General features: G+C 56.7%; 23 protein-coding genes. 10 read left to right on the top strand and 13 right to left on the bottom strand.

Annotated features, from left to right (window positions below; translation table 11 throughout):
• From flgE to WH298_RS06395, 4 genes are read right to left on the bottom strand one after another with little or no spacing between them, the layout of a single operon-like run.
• Positions 1-1,191 carry a flagellar hook protein FlgE gene (gene flgE / locus WH298_RS06380; protein WP_180822488.1) on the bottom strand — a complete coding sequence of 397 codons (1,191 nt, stop codon included), beginning with the start codon at positions 1,189-1,191 and terminating at the stop codon, positions 1-3.
• An 11-nt stretch (positions 1,192-1,202) separates the two neighbouring features.
• Positions 1,203-1,913, bottom strand: a complete 711-nt coding sequence (locus tag WH298_RS06385) for a flagellar hook capping FlgD N-terminal domain-containing protein (protein ID WP_009128125.1) — start codon at positions 1,911-1,913, stop codon at positions 1,203-1,205.
• Positions 1,914-1,915: 2 nt separating this feature from the next.
• Positions 1,916-2,341 (bottom strand): flagellar basal body rod protein FlgC, encoded by a 426-nt coding sequence (gene flgC, locus WH298_RS06390; RefSeq protein WP_009128124.1) that lies wholly within the window; start codon positions 2,339-2,341, stop codon positions 1,916-1,918.
• Positions 2,342-2,343: 2 nt separating this feature from the next.
• Positions 2,344-2,694, bottom strand: coding sequence for a flagellar basal body protein (locus tag WH298_RS06395; protein WP_009128123.1), 351 nt, complete (start codon positions 2,692-2,694; stop codon positions 2,344-2,346).
• 84 nt (positions 2,695-2,778) lie between these two features.
• Between WH298_RS06395 and flgA the strand changes: the two genes are divergently transcribed.
• From flgA to WH298_RS06410, 3 genes are all read left to right on the top strand, one after another.
• Entirely contained in the window at positions 2,779-3,543 is a 765-nt protein-coding gene (gene flgA, locus WH298_RS06400; RefSeq protein ID WP_180822489.1) for a flagellar basal body P-ring formation chaperone FlgA, read from the top strand.
• A 74-nt stretch (positions 3,544-3,617) separates the two neighbouring features.
• On the top strand, positions 3,618-3,896 hold the full coding sequence (gene flgM / locus WH298_RS06405; protein WP_009128121.1) for a flagellar biosynthesis anti-sigma factor FlgM: 279 nt from the start codon (positions 3,618-3,620) through the stop codon (positions 3,894-3,896).
• Positions 3,893-4,321 (top strand): flagellar protein FlgN, encoded by a 429-nt coding sequence (locus tag WH298_RS06410; protein ID WP_009128119.1) that lies wholly within the window; start codon positions 3,893-3,895, stop codon positions 4,319-4,321. The genes flgM and WH298_RS06410 overlap by 4 nt, the downstream gene beginning before the upstream one ends.
• A gap of 98 nt (positions 4,322-4,419) precedes the next feature.
• On the opposite strand, the gene WH298_RS06415 is transcribed toward WH298_RS06410, so the two are convergent.
• From WH298_RS06415 to WH298_RS06455, 9 genes are all read right to left on the bottom strand, one after another.
• Complete coding sequence (locus WH298_RS06415) at positions 4,420-5,322, bottom strand: hypothetical protein (protein WP_009128118.1); 903 nt, start codon at positions 5,320-5,322, stop codon at positions 4,420-4,422.
• A complete protein-coding gene (locus WH298_RS06420) occupies positions 5,319-6,704 on the bottom strand; it encodes a glycosyltransferase family 2 protein (RefSeq protein ID WP_202883435.1) in 1,386 nt (461 codons plus the stop codon). Before WH298_RS06420 ends, WH298_RS06415 begins: the two co-directional genes overlap by 4 nt.
• The gene (locus WH298_RS06425) at positions 6,701-7,144 is read right to left on the bottom strand and encodes a flagellar export protein FliJ (protein WP_009128116.1); all 444 of its coding nucleotides are present in this window, start codon (positions 7,142-7,144) and stop codon (positions 6,701-6,703) included. Before WH298_RS06425 ends, WH298_RS06420 begins: the two co-directional genes overlap by 4 nt.
• 8 nt (positions 7,145-7,152) lie before the next feature.
• Positions 7,153-8,466 carry a flagellar protein export ATPase FliI gene (gene fliI / locus WH298_RS06430; RefSeq protein ID WP_180822490.1) on the bottom strand — a complete coding sequence of 438 codons (1,314 nt, stop codon included), beginning with the start codon at positions 8,464-8,466 and terminating at the stop codon, positions 7,153-7,155.
• A gap of 191 nt (positions 8,467-8,657) precedes the next feature.
• Complete coding sequence (fliH, locus tag WH298_RS06435) at positions 8,658-9,326, bottom strand: flagellar assembly protein FliH (RefSeq protein WP_180822491.1); 669 nt, start codon at positions 9,324-9,326, stop codon at positions 8,658-8,660.
• A 3-nt stretch (positions 9,327-9,329) separates the two neighbouring features.
• On the bottom strand, positions 9,330-10,370 hold the full coding sequence (locus tag WH298_RS06440; RefSeq protein WP_009128113.1) for a flagellar motor switch protein FliG: 1,041 nt from the start codon (positions 10,368-10,370) through the stop codon (positions 9,330-9,332).
• The gene (gene fliF, locus WH298_RS06445; protein ID WP_180822492.1) at positions 10,348-11,952 is read right to left on the bottom strand and encodes a flagellar basal-body MS-ring/collar protein FliF; all 1,605 of its coding nucleotides are present in this window, start codon (positions 11,950-11,952) and stop codon (positions 10,348-10,350) included. The genes WH298_RS06440 and fliF overlap by 23 nt, the downstream gene beginning before the upstream one ends.
• Positions 11,953-11,965: 13 nt before the next feature.
• Positions 11,966-12,307: a flagellar hook-basal body complex protein FliE gene (gene fliE, locus WH298_RS06450; RefSeq protein WP_009128111.1), complete on the bottom strand. Its 342-nt coding sequence runs from the start codon at positions 12,305-12,307 to the stop codon at positions 11,966-11,968.
• A 17-nt stretch (positions 12,308-12,324) separates the two neighbouring features.
• On the bottom strand, positions 12,325-13,320 hold the full coding sequence (locus tag WH298_RS06455; RefSeq protein WP_238344416.1) for a sigma-54 interaction domain-containing protein: 996 nt from the start codon (positions 13,318-13,320) through the stop codon (positions 12,325-12,327).
• 516 nt (positions 13,321-13,836) lie between these two features.
• On the opposite strand from WH298_RS06455, the gene WH298_RS06460 reads away from it, so the two are divergent.
• From WH298_RS06460 to WH298_RS06490, 7 genes are read left to right on the top strand one after another with little or no spacing between them, the layout of a single operon-like run.
• Positions 13,837-14,697: a FliM/FliN family flagellar motor switch protein gene (locus tag WH298_RS06460; RefSeq protein ID WP_009128109.1), complete on the top strand. Its 861-nt coding sequence runs from the start codon at positions 13,837-13,839 to the stop codon at positions 14,695-14,697.
• Between the two features lies 1 nt (position 14,698).
• Positions 14,699-15,064: a flagellar motor switch protein FliN gene (gene fliN, locus WH298_RS06465; protein WP_009128108.1), complete on the top strand. Its 366-nt coding sequence runs from the start codon at positions 14,699-14,701 to the stop codon at positions 15,062-15,064.
• Positions 15,064-15,831, top strand: coding sequence for a flagellar type III secretion system pore protein FliP (fliP, locus tag WH298_RS06470; RefSeq protein WP_180822493.1), 768 nt, complete (start codon positions 15,064-15,066; stop codon positions 15,829-15,831). Before fliN ends, fliP begins: the two co-directional genes overlap by 1 nt.
• Positions 15,828-16,100 (top strand): flagellar biosynthesis protein FliQ, encoded by a 273-nt coding sequence (fliQ, locus tag WH298_RS06475; protein WP_009128104.1) that lies wholly within the window; start codon positions 15,828-15,830, stop codon positions 16,098-16,100. Before fliP ends, fliQ begins: the two co-directional genes overlap by 4 nt.
• Positions 16,101-16,102: 2 nt before the next feature.
• A complete protein-coding gene (gene fliR / locus WH298_RS06480; RefSeq protein ID WP_009128102.1) occupies positions 16,103-16,876 on the top strand; it encodes a flagellar biosynthetic protein FliR in 774 nt (257 codons plus the stop codon).
• Positions 16,876-18,012 (top strand): flagellar biosynthesis protein FlhB, encoded by a 1,137-nt coding sequence (gene flhB / locus WH298_RS06485; RefSeq protein ID WP_009128099.1) that lies wholly within the window; start codon positions 16,876-16,878, stop codon positions 18,010-18,012. Before fliR ends, flhB begins: the two co-directional genes overlap by 1 nt.
• Positions 17,999-20,101 carry a flagellar biosynthesis protein FlhA gene (locus WH298_RS06490; RefSeq protein ID WP_180822494.1) on the top strand — a complete coding sequence of 701 codons (2,103 nt, stop codon included), beginning with the start codon at positions 17,999-18,001 and terminating at the stop codon, positions 20,099-20,101. Before flhB ends, WH298_RS06490 begins: the two co-directional genes overlap by 14 nt.
• Positions 20,102-20,245 lie beyond the last annotated feature (144 nt).

Consider the following 20,245-nt stretch of genomic DNA (forward strand, 5'->3'; position numbering starts at 1 on the left):
TTACAGCGCCTGGAACAGGGCGTTCATCATCGAATCGTTGGTCGAGATGACTTTGGTATTCGCCTGATAGTTACGCTGGGCGCTCATCAGCCCGACCAGCTCTTCGGTCATATCGACGTTAGAACCTTCCAGCGCAAAATTCTGGATGCTGCCGTTGAGGCCGCTTTTCGGTACGCCCAGCATCGGCTGACCCGACAAGTTGGTGGCCGACCACGCGGTGCCATCTTCGGAGCTCAGGCCGTTGGGATTGCTGAAGTTAGCCAGCACCAGTTGGCCTTGCAGCATGCGCTCGCCGTTGCTGTAGGTGGCGTAGATCTTGCCGTCATCATCAACCTTTTCACCGGTTTTCTCACCGGCGGCAAAGCCGTTTTGGCTATTTTTTGACACGTTAAATTCAGTGCCGTACTGGCTGGTACCGGCGTAGTCCAGTACGATGTCCAGGCCATCGGCACCGGCAATGGGTGCGCTAACGTTGATAGCACCGGTTGGTGCCGTCAGAACGCCATTGGTGCTGAATTCCAGTGCCTGGGTTGCCGGCGTGGCGGCCTGGCCATCGACAAAATAGTGCGCTTCCCATTTGTTCTCGCCGGTTTTGACGAAGTACTGCTCAAGGGTGTGTTCACGACCCAGCGAGTCATACATTTTGCTGGTGTAGGTGTTGTTGTAGCTGTTGCTGTCGTTCTTATCGAAGGTGGTGACATCGGGCACTTTGGAATTGGCATTCAGGTTGCCGGTGAAGCCGAGGCTATCGGTGGCTTTAGCCGGAATGCTGCCTGAGGAAATTTTCAGGTCGCCCACCACACCGGTCTGTAACTCACCGTTGGCACCCACTGGATAACCCTGCACGCGTTTGCCGAGATTGTTGGTCACGAAGCCCTCGCTGTCGGTGCCCATGTAGCCGGCACGCGAGTAACTTACGCTGCCGCTGCTGTCTTTAGTCATAAAGAAGCCGTTGCCAGCGATGGCCAGGTCAAGGCCACGCGCGGAACCATTTACGCCGCCGTTTTTGCTGATGCTTTGTGAAATACTGCTGACGCCCACGCCCATCGCCTGGCCGCCGGCATACAGCGAGGCGAATTCCGCACGCATGGATTTGTAGCCAACGGTGCCACCGTTAGCGATGTTGTTACTGATGGCGCTCAGTTGTTGGGTAACTGCGTTGAGGCCAGAGGTTGCAATGTTAAAGCTCATGGAAAAAATCCTTAGGAAAAGCGACGTGATGCGTTCGCGTCGGGAGTAGGTAGCGGCACGGGGGCCGGATTTTTACTGCTGCCAAATTGACGAATGGTGTTGTATGCCACTTCGCCGAGGCCCGGAATGTTGATCATCGGTGCGCCGGTCTGTGGGTCGAAACGCACGCTGTTGACGGTGCCGGCGATCTCAATCGGAATCTTGGCTTCCCCCACATCGGTGACCACGCTCAGGGTATATTCGCCATCGGCCAGGCCTAACGCTTCAGGATCGATAGTGAAATCGACATCACCCTGCGGCTGTTTGCCCAGCTCCAGCTTGACCTCTTTACCGGCGCTGTCTTTGATGTGCAGGGTGACGTTTTCTGCCGGATGCTGCAGATTGAGGCGACCCTCAATTTTGTTGCCGTCCACCTGAATCTTGTCGCTGCTGGCAAACACATGCTGCCCCACCAGATTGGCCATCCCCATCGCCTGCATACTTTCGGCCATGTAGTAGACGCCGGTCATGGTGTCGGTCAGCGTCTGCATCGACTCCATCTGCGACATCATCGACAGCTGATTGATGTAATCCGCGCTGTCGGTTGGATTGGTGGGATCCTGGTTCTGGATCTGCGCCACCAGCAGCGTCAGGAACATGCTGCTGGTTCCGCCGTTGCTCTGCGGCGTCTGGCCGTAGTTGTCAACGCCATTGCTGCTGTTGTTAACGTTATTCACGCTCATACTTAGGCTTCTCCCAGACGTAACAGGCTTTGCTGCATGCTTTTCACGCTGTTCAGTACTTCCACATTGGTTTCGAAATTGCGCGAAGCGGACATCATGTCGGCCATCTCTTCGACGGTATTAATGTCGGGATAGAAGACATGGCCCTGGGCGTTGGCCAGCGGATTGCCCGGCTCATAGCGGCGCACCGCCGTGCCGGTTTCCACCACGTCCAGCACCTGCACGCGCGCGCCTGCCATGGCGGGTGAATCCATCAGCTGGCTGTTTTGATAAATCGCGGCAAACACAGGACGGCGCGCCTTGTAGGTCGCGGCTTCGCTGGCAGCCGGTGATTCCGCGTTGGCCAGGTTACTGGCGATGGTGTTCAGGCGGACGGTTTGTGCCGTCATCGCTGAACCCGAAACGCGATAGATATCGTTGAAAGACAAAATTATTTCCCTTCAATGGCCTGCTTCAGGCCGATAAATTTGCTGCTGAGAAATTGCAGGCTGGTTTGGTAATCCAGCGAGTTTTTCGAGAACTCGGCCTGCTCAACGTCCAGCGCCACGGTGTTGCCATCGGACGATGGTTGATACGGCACGCGATACTGAATATCTGGCGAAGAAGTGAACGAACTTTTCAGCATTGAACGTTGCATCTCAGCGGCAAAATCAATATCTTTAGCCTGGTAATTCGGGGTATCCACATTTGCCAGGTTGGCCGTTAACAGCTCTGCTCGCGAAAGTCGAAGCTGTAAGGCGGCGGGATGTACCCCCAGCGCTTTGTCAAAACTTATCCCCATGTGGTGTTCCTCATCAGTTGCGATTCACACGCTCTTAAGCAAACAGCGTGCCAACTTTTAAATCATTGATTTGGTGAGAATTACATGAACACAATGCGTCCTACCGGGAAGTCACTTTTCCGCCTGATTCCGCTTAGCCTGCTGTTTTTATCAACGCAGATTTTTGCCGCACCTGAAGCGCAAACCGCGCGGAAGCAGATCTACAATCAGGCGGTTGCCAACGCCACGGCCGACATTCAGCGCACCGCCAAACAAAAAGGCTGGAAAGACTTCAGCAGCAAACTCAACGTCTTTATTCCCACCGAAGTCAGCCGCTTTCAGCGCTGTGCGCGCCCCTTAACCTCCGCCTTGCCGGCTGGCGATCGTTTGGATTTGGCACGTCTGCGTTACGACATTCGCTGTGATGGGCCGAACGGCTGGGAGATTGCCGTGACGGTGAAACCGGATGTCTATTTGCCGATTCTGGTGGCAAAAAACACCCTGGATCGCGGTCGCCAGCTGGCCGCCAGCGATGTGGAAATTAAGAAGCGCAACGTGGTCGGCCTGCGTGATGGCTTTATGACCAAGCCGGATGAGGCGATCGGATTTACGCTGAAGAAGCGGGTGCGTGAGCTGCAGGCCATCGCCCCGGCGCATCTTGATCAACCGGTGATGATCGAACGCGGCCAGCAGGTGGTGATGATTGCCGAGCAGGATGGCGTGCAGGCCAGGATGATGGGCGAAGCGTTAAAGAAAGGCCGTAAAGGCGACATCATTAAGGTGCGTAATCTGCAGAGCCAGCGCGTGGTTAGCGCGCGGGTGGACGATCGCGGCGTGGTGCGCATGCTGGTGGCGCCCGGCACGCCCTAAAAGCGGAATTTAAGTTTCCGCGCAGCAGTGTCGTTGTGCTGGGGTATGCCGTAATCGACCCGAGACACTTAACCATGAAAATCACCCGTAATGAGACTGGCGTTGCGCCAGTTGCTAAACCTGTCACTGCCGCCCTTAACGATGCGCCTGCTGCGGCGAAGAGCGATCGCGCCGCTGCGCGCAGTGACAACGCCGCCCAGGGCCCCATGCAGACTGCGCAACAGCAGCTGCGTGAGATGCCAGAAGTGGACGCGACTTTTGTTAGCGCCATGCAGGACGCGCTGAAAGCAGGCCGTTTGCAGGTAGACACCGACGCGCTGGCACAGGCGATGATGGACTTTTATCGCTCATGACCAGCACCGCAGAACGGGTAAAAACGCTGCTGCGCGATATCAAGCAGGATACGCAGCACTACGATGCGCTAACGGCACTGCTGCAGCAGCAGCGTGAGGCGATGATCGCCTGTGATGCGGCGAATCTGCACACAGTGAATGAGCAACTGCTGGCGATTTATCAGCAGCTGCACGGATCATCCCAGCGTCGCAGCGAAACGCTGCAGGCGCTGAAGCTGGCTTCAGATAGCCGCGGAGTGACTCAGCTGCTGCCCTACTTGCCGGCTTCCCTGGCGCAGCAAGCTGAAAGCTGGTGGCGCACGCTGGAACTCAGCGCATTAGCCTGCCAGCAGATGAACGAACGCAACGGTTTATTGCTCTCCATGCAGCAGGAAACGCTCAGTTCATTAACCGGCCAGCCGCACAACTTTCTCTATCAGCGCTAATCGCACCAGCCAAAAAAAAGTCGCCCTTCCCGGCGACTTTTTTGTTTTCTGCGGCGCGTAAAGACAAAACGGGTCGCCACAAAGGACGACCCGTTCGATTATTTCAGCAACGACAACCCAATCAGCAGCGCATTTTCTTCGCTCAGCGCTGGCAGCGACTGACGCTGCCAGGCGGCGAACAGCGCAGCCAGCGTCTCATCATCCAGATCGCACTGCTCGGTCAGCAACAGGCTGATAATCACCTGCATGCCAAAAACCCGCTGGCACAGCGTAAGGAACGCGGTTTCCCACTGCGCATCCGCGCTGCCTGGGAAGACACCGTGATAAGCGTTCCATAACAGATAGTTACGCCATACCTGACTCTTCTGCAGCATAAACGCCTGCACCTGAGCATCGTCACGCAGTTCACTCAGCAACGGCAACAGCTGCGCATCGCTCAGCATGGCGAGCTCATTTAACTTCATCACCAGCGTCATTCCGGTTAAAGGATCGAGATCGGCATCCAGCTCAACCTGCGCCAGCTGACGCAACGCCGCCAGCGGATAAACATCGATGGCCGGTAACGTGGCGAACGCTTCCGCCAGCAGGCCGCTGTTCATCAGCATCAGCAGCTCTTCACCGACCTGCTGAATCTCCTCCGGTTGCTGCAGCGACTGACATTTACTCACCAATACGCCGGTGGCATACAGCTTCTCCGCCAGCGGTGCATCCTCATTCCCCAGCATGAAAATCGCCTGCTGATTCAGCACCTGCAGACGCGTGCAGAGCGCTGGCGCATCCTGGGCAGCGGCAAGCGTATGCTGCAAGGCGAAGGCATGGTGATCAAATAAAATGGCGGATGCCGCGCTATCGCAGCTCAGCTCGGCGCTGGCGCGCTGCTCTTCACGCCAGCGCAGTTGGCGCAGCGGCTTGTCACCGTTGCACCCTGCACATTGGCAGTTCCAGGGCTGCGCCTGGATGCGCGTGACATATTCCGGGGTATAACTGTTTGCGGTATTCATTGTGGCTCCTGTGCACCGACGTGCGGTACGACACCTAATTTACGGAAAAAGCGCGCCGTACATGCCTGCCCATCGTCGTCTTCGCTACGGAAAAACATGCTGGGGTAAAGGGCAAACCAGCGCAGGTCTGCGGTATTGAGATAACCAGCTTTCGCCAGTTGATCCTGTAAACGTTCGATTAATGGTGCATAGGCTTGCTGATTAACGCAGCAGGCCAAATGCGGCAGTGATTGCACGCTGGCGCTGATCACGCCCGGCAGCTGGGTCAGAATGTTGCCGGCCTCGATTTCGGCGGCCAGATGAAAACCATCCCAGCTGATGTGCTTGAGCGCGCGCAGCAGGCGGTTAAGCGCATCAATACAACGCTGCTGACGTACCCAATCGAGACGGCTGTCCAGCAGCAGATAGTTCGGCCAGTTCTCACGTTGGGCACGCTGCGTGACGGCCAAATGCGTCAGCCGCGCGTCCCCTTCCACCGGCGCCATGCATTCCACCTGCGCGGCCGATAAACCGGCAGCCAGCAGCTTGTGGTTGAAGGCTGACAGCAAGGCGTCGTCCTCACCCACCAGTACGACGCGATGGAAAAACATCCAGTCCGGCTGCTGCGATAGCGGTGCCTGATGCAGGCGCTGATAAAATTTGCGCACAAATGCGTCGGGCACCGCCTCGTCCAGTGTGATGTGCTGCGCTTCACAACTGCCCAGCACAAAGTCTTTATCGAAGGTATTGCTGCTGTGCGAGACGCAGAGAATCGAGCGCCACGGATCGAGCAGCAGCACCGGCGCGGTAAAATTGTGGGTAAAGCCCTGCTCTTCGCCGAGGGTGGCGCTGTCGTCGTAACGGTGCTTTTTCAGGAAGTTACGATGATAGGCAAAGGTGCCGTTCAGCACGTTGCGTTTACCCTGGTCGCTGCTCATAAAGATGCGGTTAACGTGGCTGTACCAGATAGGAATCACGTGGCAACCGGCAAACAGCGCATTGTGACGGCGCATCTCGTTGATGGTGTAACTGAGCTTATCGGGACGATAGAAGTCATCATCGTCCATGCAAACAATGTATTCACCGCGCGCCAGCTCATTGACCCGATTACGTTTGGCACCAATGGTGAGGCGTTCGCTGAGATGGTAATAGCGAATCAGCTCCGGGTGCGGTGCATAGCGCGTCAGCGTGGCGACCAGCTCAGCACTGCTCTCGGCTGAATCATCCAGAATCACCAGTTCACGGCGATCGGCCGGATAATCCTGATACTGGAACATATAGAGCAGATAAGGCAGAAACGCGCGGCGATTCCAGGTTGGCGTGACAACGCTAATAAACGGCAGCTCGCCCTGTTTGAGCGGCTGGCGTTTGGCCATCAGCTGGGTAAAGAGCGGGTTGTTCATGCAAATTTTCTCCGGTTGCGCAGCCAACACTGCATCGCCTGGGCATCGGTGAGCTTCTGCTGCTGCTGCTGACGCGCCTGCATCAGCGCCTGCTGCTGCTGCTCCAGCACCAGCGATACAGTTTTCTCCTGACACGCGTGGCTGATCAGTTCAGATTGCAACGCATCCTGCTGTTTTTCTGCCAGCGCCGACGCCTGGGTTTGCCAGGCGATCACCCGCTGAATATTGGCTTTGTAGCGCGCCAGATTGCTGAGCTGCGTGGCATCCGCCACTTCTGCGCCGGTGCCGCTGCCTAAACGGTTTAGCGCCGAGATATTATTCTGATAGCGCAACACCAGCTGTTTTTGCTGCGCCAGCTGGCTACTCAGATCGTTCACTTTGCGTTCGCGCATCTCACGCAGCTGCGTCAGGGTGGCGATCATTTTCTGTTTTCTGATCATGACTGGCCTTATGCCTGGCTCAGAGCCAACAGGTCATTAATGGATTGCGCCAGCGCGGCGGGTTGATCCACCGTCTGGCACAGGAAACTGGTAATGGCGGGCTGCAGGCGCACCGCGCGGTCGGCCTGCGCATCCACGCCCGCCACATAGCCGCCGAGCGGCAGCAGCGGTTTGATCGCCATGTAATCGGCATACAGCTGCTTGAGGGTGCGCGCCGCCAGCTGGTGATCTTTATTCGTCACCTGGCTCATGCAGCGGCTGATGCTTTGCCCAATATCAATCGCCGGATAGTGGCCCGCTTCCGCGAGTTGGCGCGTCAGGACGATGTGGCCATCCAGCACCGCGCGCGCGCAGTCAACGATCGGATCTTGCTGATCGTCGCCTTCGGCCAGCACGGTGTAAATCGCCGTCATGCTGCCGTGCGATGCGCTATTACCGGCGCTCTCCACCAGCCTGGGAATGATGCCAAACGCCGAAGGCGGATAGCCTTTGGTGGCGGGCGGTTCTCCCAGCGAAAGCGCAATCTCACGCTGTGCCATGGCGTAACGCGTAAGCGAATCCACCAGCAGCAGCACGTCATAACCAGCATCGCGATACCAGGCTGCCAGCGTGTGGCACAGCTCCGTGGCTTTCATGCGCATCAGCGGCGATTCATCCGCCGGTGCAGCTACCACCACCGATTTCGCCATCCCGGCCGGCCCAAGTGAGTGATCGATAAACTCTTTCACTTCACGGCCACGCTCGCCAATCAGGCCGACAATCACCACCTGCGCATTGGTGCTGCGAGTGATCATGCCGAGCAGCACGCTTTTACCCACACCCGAACCGGCCATGAGTCCCACGCGCTGACCTTTCCCGATGGTCAGCAGGCCGTTGATGGCGTTGACGCCCACATCGAGCGGTTCCGCCACCGCTTTACGCGTCAGCGGATGGATTTGCGTCGGTTGCGTCGGCAGCACATCGCTACCGCCCAGCTTGCCGTTGCCGTCGATCGGTTCGCCGAGGCCGTTGACCACGCGTCCTAACCAGCTGGTGCCAATCAGGATGTCGCCCTGCTTCTCCTGAGGAAAAACGCGGGCGCCGGCGATCAAACCTTCCGGGCTTTTGAACGGCATCAGCCAGGTGACGTCACGATCGAATCCCACCACCTGTGCCGCCAGCAGCGTGCCGTCGGCCTGCTCCACGTTGCAGCGCTGGCCAACCGCCAGGCGGCAGCCGACGCTCTCCAGCAGGATGCCGTTGACGCGCACCAGCCGTCCGGCGACGCGCGCCAACGGGATGTTTTCCAGCGATTGCAGTAGGTTGTTGAAGGATTGCGTCATGATGGTTCCTGTTGGTTTTGTGCGGTTTTTCCCTCACCCCAGCCCTCTCCCGCAAGCGGGAGAGGGAGTATTTAGTCCCCCTCCCTGCGGGAGAGGGAGTATTTAGTCCCCTCTCCCATTCGACAAGGGAGCTAAATCGTCCCCTCTCCCTGTGGGAGAGGGTTAGGGTGAGGGCATCAAACCGCACCGCCCTACAAATTCTCCTGCAGCACACTCATGCACTGGCTCAAACGCTGATTGCAGCCGATATCCATTTCACTGGCGTCGGTCACAATGCGGCACTCACCGGGCTCCATCTCGCTATCGGCGACCAGGCCCCAGCTTTTCACCTTCTGCGGCTCCAGCTCCTTGATGCGGCTGAACTCTTCCGCATTCATCAGCACCCGCAGCTGCTTCGGCAGCTCGGGCAAACTGCTCAGCGCTTCGTCGACCAGCGCCAGCAGCTGCGAAGGCTGCAATGCCAGCTCAACGCGAATCACCTGACGCGTGACTTTTTCCACCAGCGCTAACAATTCGCTTTTGCGCCGCTGCTCGTGTTCATCCAGCTGCTGCTGCAGCTGCACGCTGAGCGCATCCAGCGGTGTCGCGGCGGCCAGGAAGTGATCCAGCGCCTGCTGCTTACCGCTGTCAAAACCCTGCTGCTGGCCCTCATCGCGCCCACGCTGCAGACCTTCCTGGAAACCCTGACTCGTGCCCTGCTCCAGCCCCTGCGTAAAGCCATCGCTGATGCCCTGCTGAAAACCATCCATCAACTGCTGTTGCAGCGTGGCCGCATCGGCGGGCACGCCTGATTCATCCGCGCGCTGCCAGGCTTTGCGCAGCGGCGGAAACTGATGCAAACGCATCTGTTTGCTGGTCATGGCTTACTCCACCGTTTGTTCGCTAAACAGCTGAATCTGGATCTCGCCGCTTTCCGCCAGTTCACGCACGCGCGCCATGATCTCTTTGCGCACCTGCTCAATACGGCTGATCGGCACCGGGCCGAGGCGCGAGGTGGTGTTTTGCAACAGCTGCACCTGACGGCGCGGCATGGCCTCGTAAATCGCCTGGCTCAACATAGGCTCGGTGCCTTTCAGCGCCACAGCCCATTGATCCATCGGCACTTCTTCCAGCAGACGCTGGAGAACCGCACTGTTCTGACGGCTGAGGATGAAGAACTCGTACATTTCACTTTTCAGCTCATCCACCACCGCCTCATCACGCATCTCCAGCTGTGCCAGCAGCGCCTGCTGATTGCCGCTGATGCGGTTAACAATGTTGGCGGCCTGACGCATGCCCTGCACTTTCGAACCGTGCTCTGACAACACCGCCACGCCGCGATCGATCAGGCGATCAAGTTCATCCACTACATCGCGGTTGATGTCGTCCAACCGCGCGACGCGATAAAGAATCTCGTCCTGACGTGACTCATCCAGCTGCGCCAGCACACCGGCGGCGACATCCGGCGGCAGGAAGGCGAGGAATACCGCCTGCAGCTGCAGATGTTCCTGGGCGATCATCGCCGCCAGCTGCGGCGTATCCACCCACTGCAAGCGCGCCATGCGATGGCGAATCTCGTCACCGTAAATGCCGTTGATCACGCTGCGGGCAATTTCACCGCCGAGGGCACGTTCAAGAATGTTGCGCAGATAGCTGCGCGAGGCGCCGTTGATGCCACTTTGTTCACGGTACTCCTGGAAAAAGTTGTTCATCGCCAGCCGCGCATGCGTCAACTTAACGCCATGCAGGCGCGCCATGGTTTCTGACAAACGCAACACCTCTTCGCGGCTCATCTTGCTCATCACCTGGGCCGCGGCCTCTTCACCAATGCTCAGCAGCACGATGGCCGCCTGCTCCAGACGCGAGCGCACCTTGGTGGACGGCTCGCTGCTTTTGCTGGTTTTACTTTCTGTTGCTTCGCTCATTGCTGCTGATCCATTGTTTCAACACTTCGGCGACGCGATCGGTTTCGCTCTGCGCCAGGGTTTGGAGATGATTGATTTTGGTTTCGAGGCCGGAGCTCTGCGGCGGCAAGTTGTCGTCGCCGTTAAAGCTGCTGCCTGGCAGCGCCGGTGTCTCCTCGTCCCCTTCTGGCGTCGCTTCGGGCTCCACCACGCTGTTAGCCAGCGCTTCATTGGCTGCGGGTTGACGCGCCACGCGGCGCATCATCGGCAGCAGGCCAAACAGAATCACCAGCAGGGCCAGCAGACCAATGCCGCCGCGCTCCGCCCACAGCAAGGTGCTATCGCGTTCCCACCATGGCGTAATCTCGTCCTCAGGAACGTCCGGCTGACTGAAGGCCAGCAGCGCCAGCGACAACTCATCGCCGCGTTGGCTATCGATACCGGCAGCTTTGGTCAGCAGCGCATTGATTTGCGTTTGGTTTTCCGCGTTCCAGCCCTGCACCACCGCCGCATTTTGATTCAGCACCACGGCAACGGTGAGCTTCTGCACCTGATAGCCCTGATGTTTGATATGGCGGATATCGCGATCCCAGTTGAACTGGCGCTGCGCCTGGTTGCGCGTTGACAGCTGCGGCTGCGCGTTGTTCTGTGCGGGCGCATTCGCCGGGCGATTGCTCAGCGAACCGGGAATGCCGACCGCCAGCTGCTCCGTGGTGTTGTCCTGTGCCAGCTGTTCACTTGCCACGCGCGGTTCATTCAGGAAGCGCTCCTGCGTCTCTTCGACCTGGCTGAAATCAACGCGCGGCACCACGCTGACGCGGAAGTTTTCGTGTCCCAGCACTGGCACCAGCAGGTTGGCAATGTTGCGCTCAATCTGTTCACGCATCTGCTGCACCATCTCGCCGCTATTACGCAGGCCAGGACGGCCGTTGAGTTGCTCGGCGATATTGGCTGAGAGCAGCCCCCCTTTCTGGTCCACCACGCTGACCTGTTCCGCCTTCATGCCCGGCACGCTGTTGGCAACCAGGCTGACAATCGCGCCCACCTGTTCATCGCTCAGCTGGCGACCGTATTTGAGGCGCAATACCACCGAGGCGGTGCTGTTCGGTTTATTGGAAAGCACGAACGAACTGGTTTCCGAAATACCGAGGTGCACGCGGGCGTACTCCACGCTGTCCAGCGCCATAATGCTCTGCGCCAGCTCGCCTTCCATGCTGCGGCGCAGACGCACGTTCTGGACGAACTGGCTGCTGCCGAGCATCTCCTCTTTGTCCATCAGCTCGTAGCCATCCGGCGAAGACGCACGAATACCTTTCGCCGCCAGCGCCATGCGCGCCTGCGGTAAATCACCTTCGCGCACCAGAATCATGCCGCTGTCAGGTGCGACGCGATAGCTCAAGCCTTCGCCGCTCAGGGTTTCCACCACTTCAGACATCGGCAGGTTCTCCTGCGAGCCGAACAGCGTGGTCCACTTGTTATTGCTCTGCCACAACAGCGCCACGATCACCGCGGTGATCACCGCAGCAATCGCCGCCGGGAGCAGCCATTTTTTCACTATTGCCAGCACCTTCGCCGGCAACAGTGTGTGTAATTTATCCAGCACGACTCAGCTCCATTTACAGTGGACTATTGATGACTTCATCGAAGCCCTGTTGCAGCTTGTTGCGCACCTGCATCAGCGCCGAGAAGGCCACGCTGGCTTTCTGGCTTTCGATCATCGCGCCACTCAAATCATCACTCAGGCCCATGTCGATGGCGGTTTGCTTCTGCGAAGCCACTTGCTGTTGACGATCAACGTTACCGACCGCCCCCTTCAGCACATCAGTGAAACTCGGTGTACCCAGCGAAACCGTTTGACCGGCAGGCGCGATCGGGCTGGTTTGCGCTTGCAGCTGCATACGTTGCATCTCGGCCAGCATGTTGCCCTGCACGCCAATAGCGGGAAGTTTGTCTAACATTGCGTAGTTCTCTTTTATCAGGCGCAGCCGAGGTCAAAGCCCTGCTCGCGCATTGAGGCCAGTCGATAGCGCAGCGCGCGCGGAGTAATGCCAAGAAACTCGGCGGTTTTGGATTTGTTGCCCTGGTGGCGTTTCAACAGGTCAAGGATGTATTGCGATTCGGCGCGACGGCCGTGGCTCTTAATCTGGCATTCGTCGGCGTTGGCCGCGTCACCCAGCTGCTGGACCATCACTTCGGGCAGCAAGGCGGTGCTGATTTTCAGGTTAAAGCAGCCCGCGTGCAGATCGCCGTCGGCGCACATAATCAGGCCGCGCTGCACAATGTTTTCCAGCTCGCGCACGTTGCCCGGCCAGCTGTAACTTTGCAGCGCCTGGCGGCCACACTCGGTGATGCGCGGGCGGTGTTTGACGAAGGCCTGATATTTTTCGATAAAGCGCTCGGCCAGCGGCAGGATATCGGCGGTGCGTTCACGCAGCGGATCGATATGCATCGGCACCACCGACAGGCGGTAAAACAGATCCTGACGAAAACGCCCTTCAGCAATTTCCACTTCCAGGTCTTTATTGGTGGAGGCAATTAAACGGATATCGAGCGGAATCTTTTTATGGCTACCGAGGCGCTCAACTTCCTGCTCCTGTAATACACGCAGCAATTTCACCTGCAGCGCTAACGGCATATCGCCAATTTCATCCAGCAATAAGGTTCCGCCATTGGCCAATTCGAATTTACCCGGCTGGCTACTCACCGCACCGGTAAAGGCGCCTTTTTCATAACCGAAGAGAATCGCTTCCAGCATATTTTCAGGAATAGCGGCGCAGTTAACACCGACGTAAGGTGCCGACTCATTAAAAGCATGCTGATGAATATATTTCGCCACGCACTCTTTACCGGTGCCGGTTTCACCGGTAATCAAAACCGGCACGTTGAACTTTGCCACACGTTGCGCCAGCGCAAACAGATTTACACTCGATGCTGCCTGAGCAATAAAACGTTCATCATTATTCTTCTGCATTGATTCAGCCATATTCATAGATGAAAGATTTCCTAAGAACCGATTAATATCTGCGTCTTTATGAAAAAAGACCTTCCTTATTACGCATCTGGGTTTATGCGTTTTAATAAGGTGAACACCAGACTATTCGCTATTAAGAATCGGCTTAGCTTAAGCCAGGTAATGATGTCGAATTGCTGGTTCCGCCTGTGATGTGCGCTGAGTATACGCATCAGAACATTCTTAGCTATCATCTTCGCAGTATTAAAACATTAATCTTTTATTATCAATAAGTTAATCAATTTAATTAATATTAATGTGCGTTTTAAATTAATGGATTAATAAGTTTTGCCACCTTGTTTTAATCATCCAGAAAAGCTTTAATTTGCGCCTGAGAAAACATCTCGCCAAAAAAACATAGAAGATTCCTAATTAGGTTAAGTCTGATAAAGCAAGACTCAACCCTGGCAGGGAAATGTTTAGCGGGATCGCATTCATTCTATATATAAGACAGGTTAACCCCTGACGGACGGAAGCATGAAGATGCGTACGAAATCCAATCGGATGAGAATTTATACGCCAGAGAATCAGCCCGAACTGATGAAGCTGGAAGTCAATAAACTAGGTCGCCCTTATCATAAGGTCCCTAAAGTTTTTAAAGATAACAGCGATCGCTTAGACGCCAAGCTGAGCATCTATTTCCTGAAGAAGTTTCGCGTCGATGTGAGTTTGCGTGATATGCAATTTCAGATGGATTGCGCCGTTAAGCAGGCAACGATTTTTAGCTCTGAGCTGGGCAACCTGGCATTTTGCCTCGACCGCACCTTGTTGCTGAATATCCTGCATGACTATTACGGATTATCACGTGATGAGCAGCACCAATTAACCGCAGATAATTTTCCGGTAACCAAAACGGAAGAGCGTCTGCAAATGAAACTGGCCAGCGAGCTGGTGCATTTAATTTGTGGCGATGAGTTGTTTACCGAAGCGCTGACCATTAAACCCGATCCGGCTTCGTTATTAACCCAGTGGTCGTATCGCGTGGATTTCTTCCTTGATGGTTACAGCAACGGCAATTTCTCACTGCTGTTGGATGCCGCGCACGTTGACCGTTTACTCAGCACGCTGCGTCAGCCTGCTGATAGCAATCGCAATACGCCGGTGCCGACCAGCCCGCACAGTTTTAAACAGTTACCGGTGCGTCTGCGCGGTCGCCTGGCGACGCTGCCGATGACGGTGGCTGACCTGGCGCGCCTGAAACCCAACGACGTGCTGCCGTTTGCCATGAATGACCGTATTCCCCTGCTGGTTGGCGATCAACCGCTGTTTAGCGCCGTAATCTGCGAAGAGCGCGGCAAACTCTTTTTCTCCGAATTCAGTGACCGTACGAGTGAATAACATGAGCGATTTAAACGATTTAGCCAATGCGCTGGACCTCGATTTTTCCCTGGAAAACCAGCCGGATACCGAGGTAGCCGAGCCCGTTACTGCCGTCACGCGTGACGCACCGCGTAATCTGGCGCTGTTCAGCCGCATTCCCGTCACGCTGACGCTGGAAGTCGCGTCGGTGGAGATTTCCCTCGCCGACCTGATTGGCGTCGGCAACGACTCAGTGATCGAGCTGGATAAACTGGCCGGTGAGCCGCTGGACGTCAAAGTGAATGGCATTCTGTTTGGTAAAGCCGAAGTGGTGGTGCTGAACGATAAATATGGCCTGCGCCTGATTGAGTTCAACAACAGCGATCTCAGCGAACTGGCGGGCTAATGATGATGCGCAATTCCGGCTGGATTAAAGGAGGGCTGGCGCTGGCCGGCCTGCTGCTGGTGCCATCGCTGGCGCTGGCAGAACAGAACGGACTGCCGTTGTTCTCCGCTGTGCCCTCCGCCAATGGCGGCCAGGAGTACAGCGTAAAAATTGAAATTCTGATTCTGATGACGCTGCTCGGCCTGCTGCCGATCATGATGCTGATGATGACCTGCTTTACCCGCTTTATTATCGTGCTGGCGCTACTGCGCCAGGCGATTGGCCTGCAGCAAAGCCCGCCGAATAAGGTGCTGACCGGTATTGCGCTGGTGCTGACGCTGCTGGTGATGCGTCCGGTGTGGACCAACGTCTACGACAACGCGGTGCTGCCGTATCAAAACAACGAAATCAGCCTGCAGCAGGCGCTGAGTACCGGTCAGGTGCCGTTGAAAAAATTCATGCTGTCGCAAACGCACAGCACTTCGCTGGCGCAGATCATGACCATCGCTAACGCTACGGGCGAGCCGGAAGCGCAGGATCTCACCATCATCGCGCCCGCTTTTGTGCTGAGCGAACTGAAAACCGCCTTCAAAATTGGCTTTATGATCTACATCCCGTTCCTGGTGATCGACCTGATCGTCGCCAGCATTTTGATGGCAATGGGGATGATGATGCTGTCACCGCTGATTGTCTCGCTGCCGTTCAAACTGATTCTGTTTGTTCTCTGTGACGGCTGGTCGCTGATTGTTGGCACGCTGACGCAAAGCGTGCAGGGGCTGGGATTATGATGAATATCGACGTCGCTGGCGACATTCTGGCGCAAGGCCTGAAACTGGTGCTGATCATCTCCGCCGTGGCCATCGTGCCGAGCCTGATCACCGGTCTGCTGGTGAGCATTTTTCAGGCCACCACCCAGATCAATGAACAGACGCTGAGCTTTCTGCCGCGTCTGATCATGACGCTGTTAGTACTGGTGTTTGCCGGTAAATGGATGCTGACGCAGCTGATCGACTTCACCCAGCTGATCTTTCAGCAGGCCGCGCAGTTGGTGGGCTAACGATGGGCATCGCCATCAACGATCTGATCCAGCCGATCTTCGCGCTGTGGCTGCCCTTGGTGCGCATCTATGCCTTCATGCACTTTTGCCCGCTGCTGGATAACCGCGCCTTTACGCGTAAAGCCAAGCTGGGACTGGCGCTGCTGCTGAGCATCGTGATGACGCCGATGCTGACGCACAACGTGGTGCTGCGTGAGCTGATGTCGGTACAGAGCCTGATTCTGACCGGCGAGCAAATTCTGTGGGGATTCGTGTTTGGACAGATGCTGTGGTGGACCTTTTGGGCGCTGCAGACGGCGGGCAATATTTTGTCGATGAACATGGGCCTTGGAATGGCGGTAATGAACGATCCCGCCAGCGGCAGCTCCACCATGGTGATCTCACAAATTATTCAGATCTGGGCTGCGCTGCTGTTCTTCAGCATGGACGGTCATCTACTGCTGCTCACCATTCTCTACAGCGGCTTTACCTACTGGCCGATTGGTCAGGCGATTAATGAATTTTCGCTGCGCACGCTGGCCGGCGGCGTGGGCTGGATCTTTAGCGGCGCGCTGCTGCTGGCGATGCCGACGGTGGTGATCATGATGCTGGTCCAGGGCGTATTTGGTTTGCTGAACCGCATTTCGCCGACGCTGAACCTGTTCGCGCTCGGCTTCCCCATCAGCATGCTGTTTGGCCTGTTTTGCTTCACGTTACTGATAGGCAATGTGGGCAGTCACTATCTCGACCTCACCAACCAGGTGTTGGCGATGCTGGAAAAAATGAGGAGCTACTGATGGCGGATGCTGGCAGTGGAGATAAGAGCGAAAAACCCAGCCCGGGTAAGCTGCGTAAAGCGCGGCAGAAAGGGGATATTCCCCGCTCCAAAGAGGTGAATCTGGCGGTCTGCCTGGTGATGGCGCTGATCATGATGACGCTGTTCTTTCCGTATTATCGTGATTTGATTCAGGCGTCATTTCTTGCGGTGCGCCAAATGGCGGAGCGCATTCATGATGATGGCGCGCTGCATCAATTCATGCTGACGCAGGTGCTGATCATGCTGAAATTCATCGCCACGCTGATCCCGATTCCCTTCGCGGCCGCGCTGTCGACGCTGGTGCCCGGCGGCTGGATCTTTGTCATCACGCGCATCAAGCCCGATTTTAAAAAGCTCAACCCGATCAGCGGGGCGAAGCGCATGTTTTCCATGCAGCACTACGTGGATGTGCTGAAGATGATCGCCAAGTGCCTGCTGATGCTGGCGCTGCTGTGGAGCACCATCAAAGGCAATCTGAGCGAAATGATGGGCCTGCAAGGCCTGTTTTTGCGTGATTCGATCAACCACGGGCTGGCGTTGTATGAGTCGATGATGCGGCTATTTATCTTCACCATTGTGCTGTTCGCGGTGATCGATGTGCCGCTGACGAAATTCTTCTTTACCAAGAAGATGAAGATGTCGAAGAAAGAAGTGCGCGATGAACACAAGAACAACGAAGGTAACCCGCAGGTAAAAGGCCGTATTCGTAACCTGCAGCGCCAGATGGCGATGGGGCAAATCAACAAACAGGTGCCGCTGGCGGATGTGGTGATCACTAACCCGACGCACTTCGCGGTGGCGCTGAAATACGATCCGAAAAAAGCGCCGGCACCTTACATCGTCGCCAAAGGCGTGGATGACGTGGCGCTGTATATCCGCAGCGTGGCCGGCAAACACAAAATTGATGTGGTGGAGTTTCCACCGCTGGCGCGTGCGGTTTATCACAGCACGCGCGTTAATCAGCAAATTCCCGCAGCCCTGTTCCGTCCGATTGCGCAGGTGCTGACTTACGTGATGCAACTGCAAACCTGGCGCAATGGCCAGGGTGAAAAACCCCGGCTGGATACCCAACTGCCGAACCTGGATGAGGTAATGAAAGTTCATGAGTCAGTTTAAACCGCGCCAGTTTAGTCAACTGCTGCGCCAGGCACACATTGGCGTTCCGATACTTCTGCTCAGCGTGCTGGCGATGGTGATCTTGCCGCTGCCGCCGATTGTGCTGGACGTGCTGTTCACCTTTAACATCGTGCTGGCGATCATGGTGCTGCTGGCGAGCGTTAACAGTAATCGCCCGCTGGATTTCTCCATCTTCCCCACCATTTTGCTGATCACCACGCTGATGCGCCTGACGCTCAACGTGGCCTCGACACGCGTGGTGCTGCTCGATGGTCATGAAGGAGTTGGTGCGGCCGGTAAGGTGATTGAAGCCTTCGGTAACGTGGTGATTGGCGGCAACTTTGTCGTCGGCTTTGTGGTGTTCATCATCCTGATGATCATCAACTTTGTGGTGGTGACCAAAGGGGCCGAGCGTATTTCAGAAGTCTCGGCACGCTTTACCCTTGATGCATTACCCGGCAAACAGATGGCGATCGATGCCGATCTCAATGCTGGCCTGATCAATCAGGAGCAGGCCGGTAGCCGCCGCAAAGACGTGGCGAATGAAGCCGATTTCTACGGTGCGATGGACGGTGCCTCGAAGTTCGTGCGCGGGGATGCGATCGCCGGGATCATGATCCTGCTGATCAGCGTGATTGGCGGTATTTTGATTGGCGTGTTCAAGCACGGATTACCGGCGGGACAAGCATTTGAGCAATATGTGCTGCTGACCATTGGTGACGGCTTAGTGGCACAGATTCCCTCGCTGCTGCTGTCAACGGCGGCGGCGATTATCGTGACGCGCATCAGCGATGGCGCGGACATGGGCGATGACATTAAATCGCAGCTGCTGGCGAAACCCAACACGCTTTACACCGCCGCCGCCGTGATGTTTGTGCTGGCGATCGTGCCCGGCATGCCGCATTTGGTGTTCCTGATCTTTACCGCTCTGCTGCTGTTCGCTGCCTGGCGTCAAGGCCGTAATGTGCAAAAGCCGACGCAGGATCATGCCGATATGGACGCCATCCATCAGGCGCTGGCGCAGCCGGAAGAGCAGCCGGCGATTGGCTGGGACAATATCCCGATGGTTGAGCCAATCGGCCTCAATCTCGGCTACAAGCTGGTGACGCTGGTGGATAAAGGCAAAGGTGCGCCGCTGACGTTGCGTATGCGCGGCGTGCGTCAGGTGGTGTCTGAAACCAGCGGCGTGCTGCTGCCGGAAATCGCCCTTCGCGAGGATTTCCATCTCAAACCGGCGCAGTACGCGATTAAGATCAATGGCGTGCGCACCGCAGTTGGCGAAGTGCACGCCGATCGCCTGATGGCGATCCCCACGCCGGAGCAGTACGGCGAGATCGACGGCGTGCTGGACACCGATCCCGCCTACGGCATGGCGGTGACCTGGATCCTGCCGGAGCAGAAAGCCAAGGCGCTGAATCTGGGTTATCAGGTGGTAGATTGCGCCAGCGTCGTCGCTACGCATGTGAATAAAGTGGTGCGCGAGCATCTGCCGGAGCTGTTTAATTATGATGACATCACGCAGCTGCATCAACGGCTAAGCAACGTGGCACCCAAGCTATCGGAAGATGTGAATGCCGCGGTGAATTTCAGTCTGCAGCTCAAGGTTTATCGTCTGCTGCTGAACGATCAGGTGTCGTTGAAGGACATCACCACCATTGCGACTACGCTGCTGGAGAGCTCAGCGATCACCAAAGATCCGATTCTGCTGACCTCCGATGTGCGCTATGCGCTGCGGCGCGCGATGGTGGCGGCGATTGCGCCGGACAACAAGCCGTTGTCGGCTTATACGCTGGAGAACAGTCTGGAGAATCTGCTGCTCTCCGCGCTGAACCAGGCGCAGCAGGCCGGCAAAGTGGCGCTCGATAGCTTCCCGGTTGATCCCAATATCCTGACGCAGTTGCAGAGCACGCTGCCGGTGATGATGGAGCAGCTTAAAGCGCAGAATCTGACCCAGGTGCTGCTGGTAACGCCGCAGCTGCGTCCACTGATTGCGCGCTATGCCCGACTGTTTGCCAACGGGCTGAACGTGCTGTCGTATAACGAAGTACCGGATGACGCTAATTTGCAGATTGTGGGGCAGGTTTCTTGATTCGGTCCTCTGCGGCCTGACATTTCAGCCTGTGCTGGCTGTCCCCCTCCTCGGTCCTCCCCCACAAGTGGGGGAGGAAGATGCTGTTATATGTTAGTTCTGAAGCTGCATGTGGCAGCGTCTCCTTCCTCCTCTTGTGGGGGA

The organism is Pantoea nemavictus, assembly GCF_037479095.1.
Taxonomy (GTDB): Bacteria; Pseudomonadota; Gammaproteobacteria; order Enterobacterales; family Enterobacteriaceae; genus Pantoea; species Pantoea nemavictus.

Coding starts and splice junctions, on each gene's coding strand:
- fliE (WP_009128111.1), bottom strand. CDS start 12,307: ATGTTAGACAAACTTCCCGCTATTGGCGTGCAGGGCAACATGCTGGCC.
- WH298_RS06420 (WP_202883435.1), bottom strand. CDS start 6,704: ATGAACAACCCGCTCTTTACCCAGCTGATGGCCAAACGCCAGCCGCTC.
- WH298_RS06460 (WP_009128109.1), top strand. CDS start 13,837: ATGAAGATGCGTACGAAATCCAATCGGATGAGAATTTATACGCCAGAG.
- flgA (WP_180822489.1), top strand. CDS start 2,779: ATGAACACAATGCGTCCTACCGGGAAGTCACTTTTCCGCCTGATTCCG.
- fliQ (WP_009128104.1), top strand. CDS start 15,828: ATGATGAATATCGACGTCGCTGGCGACATTCTGGCGCAAGGCCTGAAA.
- fliI (WP_180822490.1), bottom strand. CDS start 8,466: ATGACGCAATCCTTCAACAACCTACTGCAATCGCTGGAAAACATCCCG.
- WH298_RS06395 (WP_009128123.1), bottom strand. CDS start 2,694: ATGGGGATAAGTTTTGACAAAGCGCTGGGGGTACATCCCGCCGCCTTA.
- WH298_RS06490 (WP_180822494.1), top strand. CDS start 17,999: ATGAGTCAGTTTAAACCGCGCCAGTTTAGTCAACTGCTGCGCCAGGCA.
- flgM (WP_009128121.1), top strand. CDS start 3,618: ATGAAAATCACCCGTAATGAGACTGGCGTTGCGCCAGTTGCTAAACCT.
- fliP (WP_180822493.1), top strand. CDS start 15,064: ATGATGATGCGCAATTCCGGCTGGATTAAAGGAGGGCTGGCGCTGGCC.
- WH298_RS06440 (WP_009128113.1), bottom strand. CDS start 10,370: ATGAGCGAAGCAACAGAAAGTAAAACCAGCAAAAGCAGCGAGCCGTCC.
- flhB (WP_009128099.1), top strand. CDS start 16,876: ATGGCGGATGCTGGCAGTGGAGATAAGAGCGAAAAACCCAGCCCGGGT.
- fliN (WP_009128108.1), top strand. CDS start 14,699: ATGAGCGATTTAAACGATTTAGCCAATGCGCTGGACCTCGATTTTTCC.
- WH298_RS06425 (WP_009128116.1), bottom strand. CDS start 7,144: ATGATCAGAAAACAGAAAATGATCGCCACCCTGACGCAGCTGCGTGAG.
- fliR (WP_009128102.1), top strand. CDS start 16,103: ATGGGCATCGCCATCAACGATCTGATCCAGCCGATCTTCGCGCTGTGG.
- WH298_RS06415 (WP_009128118.1), bottom strand. CDS start 5,322: ATGAATACCGCAAACAGTTATACCCCGGAATATGTCACGCGCATCCAG.
- WH298_RS06455 (WP_238344416.1), bottom strand. CDS start 13,320: ATGCAGAAGAATAATGATGAACGTTTTATTGCTCAGGCAGCATCGAGT.
- WH298_RS06385 (WP_009128125.1), bottom strand. CDS start 1,913: ATGAGCGTGAATAACGTTAACAACAGCAGCAATGGCGTTGACAACTAC.
- fliH (WP_180822491.1), bottom strand. CDS start 9,326: ATGACCAGCAAACAGATGCGTTTGCATCAGTTTCCGCCGCTGCGCAAA.
- flgE (WP_180822488.1), bottom strand. CDS start 1,191: ATGAGCTTTAACATTGCAACCTCTGGCCTCAACGCAGTTACCCAACAA.
- WH298_RS06410 (WP_009128119.1), top strand. CDS start 3,893: ATGACCAGCACCGCAGAACGGGTAAAAACGCTGCTGCGCGATATCAAG.